Origin of the sequence: Cryobacterium sp. 10I1 (assembly GCF_035019805.1) — a bacterium.
Classification (GTDB): domain Bacteria; phylum Actinomycetota; class Actinomycetes; order Actinomycetales; family Microbacteriaceae; genus Cryobacterium; species Cryobacterium glucosi.
In genome coordinates this window covers 1-3,168 of record NZ_JASJVF010000315.1, presented here as the reverse complement: position 1 = coordinate 3,168, position 3,168 = coordinate 1, and the positions used below count along the sequence as shown (strand labels likewise).

Annotated in this window: 3 protein-coding genes; 1 reads left to right on the top strand and 2 read right to left on the bottom strand. The window is 68.0% G+C overall.

What is annotated here, in order from left to right:
• Together QN345_RS17165 and QN345_RS17160 are read right to left on the bottom strand one after the other, a co-directional pair.
• The coding region (locus QN345_RS17165) for a hypothetical protein (RefSeq protein WP_323508943.1) at positions 1–402 on the bottom strand (402 nt) is incomplete at its 3' end.
• A 98-nt stretch (positions 403–500) separates the two neighbouring features.
• Positions 501–1,346 carry a M15 family metallopeptidase gene (locus tag QN345_RS17160; RefSeq protein WP_134560669.1) on the bottom strand — a complete coding sequence of 282 codons (846 nt, stop codon included), beginning with the start codon at positions 1,344–1,346 and terminating at the stop codon, positions 501–503.
• A 155-nt stretch (positions 1,347–1,501) separates the two neighbouring features.
• Here QN345_RS17160 and QN345_RS17155 point away from each other — a divergent pair.
• Positions 1,502–3,168: MDR family MFS transporter (locus tag QN345_RS17155; protein WP_323508942.1), on the top strand; the 1,667-nt coding region annotated here is incomplete at its 3' end.

Below are 3,168 nucleotides of genomic sequence, written 5' to 3'. Positions count from 1 at the left end.
GTAGATGACGGGGCTGCCGGCCACGACGGGCACGGCGGCCACGACACTCGCCGGCACCGGGCGCGAGGCCGCGAGTGGGGCGGATGCCGCGGTGGCGACCCCGGGGGACGCCTGGCTCGAGAGCGGGACGAAGAGGCCGAAGCACAGGCTGGCGGCGGCGGCCGAGCCGGCCAGCCAGATCAGCGGGCGGTGGCCGGACGGCGCCTTCTCGAGGCGGTGCCGGGAACGGACGACGCCGAGGGAGTCGGAGGAGCGGGCGGCGGTCGCCAGGGAGCCTGTCGACAGTGAGTCCGAGGACGGCGAATCGGTCGGCCGTGGAGGGCTGATGGGGCGGAGGGGCAGTGGATCTTCCCGGCGATGGCGGGAGCGGGCGGGACCTTCAGGACGTGTATGGGGGCGCACGAAATCGTTTCTGGACGGCGGACGGGGACCCGACATGCGAACACGCGCACATGCCAGAACCCTGTGCGGAACCTCCGAAACCCATGCGTGAGCCGGACCTAGTGATAGGTCGGGGCCGCCGGGAGACCGAAGAATTCCTCGAGAGTGGTCACGCCATCCGTGTGCATTTCGGTCGCGAGGTCGACGCCGATGTAGCGGAAATGCCACGGTTCATACGCGTAGCCGGTCACGGCGACCTTGTCCTCCGGATAACGGAGCAGGAAACCGTATTTCCAGGCGTTGTGCGCGAGCCAGGTGCCCTGGGGAGTCGCCCCGAAGCAGGCGTCGAGGGAGCAACTCGCCGGCAGGGCGCTGATGTCGATCGCGAGGCCGGTCTGGTGTTCGCTCGTGCCCGGCCGGGCGGTGCTCGTGTCCGCGACGGCCTGCCCGTGGGCCGAGACGTCGTCGTTGTACACCGCGACCTGGGTGGGATAACTGCGGTAGGAACTCTGCGACTGCAGCTGCAGCCCGGTCTCGGCCGTGAAGGCGGCGAAAAGGGCCACGACGGCGTCGGATGCCTCCCGGCGGAGCTGCGGTTCCCAGACGTGCGGCACGGGCACGGTCACGAGGTCCGGCGGGGTGTAATCGGCCGGCTGCAGGGGGCGGTCCTTGTCGACGACGACCCAGATGCTGGTCGGGTCATCGTGCGAACGCGCCGCCTTGTCGAAGCGCGGGACCAACGCTATCGGCGTCGGTGATGCGGTCGGGGCCGGGCGCGCGGCATCCGTGGGTGTCGGCCGGTCGCCGGGCGGGTGCGTCGCGGGAGACCCGGGGTCTGGCGTCGCGGCGGGCAGCGCCGTTGCGACGGATGCCGGGGCGTGAGTCGCGAAAAAACCGAGCGCGACGGCCCCGCCGGCCACGAGAACGGCAGCGAGGGAGATAGCCGTGATCCGTCGCCAACCCATCCTGTGTGAACCCCCCGTTTGACCTTCTGTACGCACGCTCATGAGCCTAGTCCCGGGACTCGCCCCACGAGCGTGCCGAAACACCCCCCAACGGCCGGGAACGGGGTCCGGGAATCTGTTGATGATTCCCTGCCCGTCGTGTAACTTTGCAGACGATGCAAACTCCTCCCGCTTCCGCCTCCTCGCCCGCCTCCGCTCCCCTGATGTCGCACCGGCAGATCCTGTTCGTCATCTTCGGCCTGATGGCCGGGATGTTCCTGTCGGCTCTCGACCAGACCATCGTCGGGACGTCGATGCGCACCATCGCCGACGACCTCGACGGAATGTCACTGCAGGCCTGGGTGACGACCGCGTACCTGATCGTCTCGTGCATCAGCACGCCGATCTACGGCAAACTCAGTGACATCTTCGGGCGCCGGCCGCTGTTCCTGATCGCGATCACCGTGTTCCTGATCGGGTCCCTCCTGGCCGGGATGTCGCACTCGATGTATGAGCTTGCGGTATTCAGGGCGATCCAGGGCCTCGGCGCCGGCGGCCTGATGGCCCTTCCGCTCACGATCATGGGCGACATGCTCGCGCCGCGGGAGCGCGCCAAGTACCAGGGCTACTTCCTCGCCGTCTTCGGCATTTCGAGCGTCATCGGCCCGCTCATCGGCGGTGTCCTCTCCGGCGCGACGACGATCCTCGGCATCACCGGCTGGCGGTGGGTGTTCCTGATCAACATCCCGATCGGCATCGTCGCGCTCATCATCGTGATCCGCTTCCTGCACATCCCGCACTTCAAGCGTCCCGTACGGATCGACTGGTGGGGTGCCGTTACGGTCATCGTCGCCGCAGTGCCGCTGCTGCTCGTCGCCGAACAGGGCCGCACCTGGGGCTGGTGGTCGTTCACCTCGGTCGCCTGCTACGTGACCGGCATGCTCGGCATCGTGCTGTTCATCGTGGCCGAGCGACTGATGGGCGATGACGCGCTCATCCCGCTCAAGCTCTTCCGGTCGGCGACGTTCTCGATGGCGACCGTGCTCGGCGTCTTCGTCGGTTTCGGAATGTTCGGCGCGATGATGACCGTCCCGCTCTACCTGCAGCTCGTGAACGGCGCCACCCCGACCGAGAGCGGCTTCATGATGCTCCCGATGATCCTCGGCCTGATGATCTCCTCGATCGTGAGCGGCCAGATCATCGCCCGCACCGGCAAGTACCGCGTCTTCCCCACGGTCGGCACCGCGTTCATGGCCGGCGGGTTCTTGCTCTTCACCTTCGCGACCGCGGACAAGCCGGTCTGGTTCATGATGACGGGCATGCTCCTCGTGGGTCTCGGTCTCGGCCAGCTCATGCAGACGCTGACCATCGCGAGCCAGAACTCGGTGGGACCGCGGGACATCGGCGTCGCGACATCCGCTTCGACGTTCTTCCGTCAGATCGGTGGCACGCTCGGCACCGCCGTGCTGTTCTCGGTGCTCTTCACCCGCATCCCGGACACCCTCGGCGCGGCATTCGGCAATCCGACGATCGTCGCCGGCGTCAAGGCGGCCGCCTCCGATCCGGCCGTGCTCGCCGACCCAGCCAACGCCGGCATCCTGGCCCTGTTACAGAAACCGGCCGGGCTCGGGACGGCCCTCGACGGGGACACCTCGTTCCTGAACGCGGCGGACCCTCGGCTCTCGCAGCCTTTCCTCGTCGGCTTCAACGACGCCACGGTCACGGTGTTCTGGGTGAGCCTCGTCGTCGTGCTGATCGCCTTCGTACTGAGCCTCTTCCTCAAGGTCGATCCGCTCCGCAAGACGAGCGCCATGCAGGAAGCGGCCGACGAGCACGCCGCGAC

Coding starts and splice junctions, on each gene's coding strand:
- QN345_RS17160 (WP_134560669.1), bottom strand. CDS start 1,346: ATGGGTTGGCGACGGATCACGGCTATCTCCCTCGCTGCCGTTCTCGTG.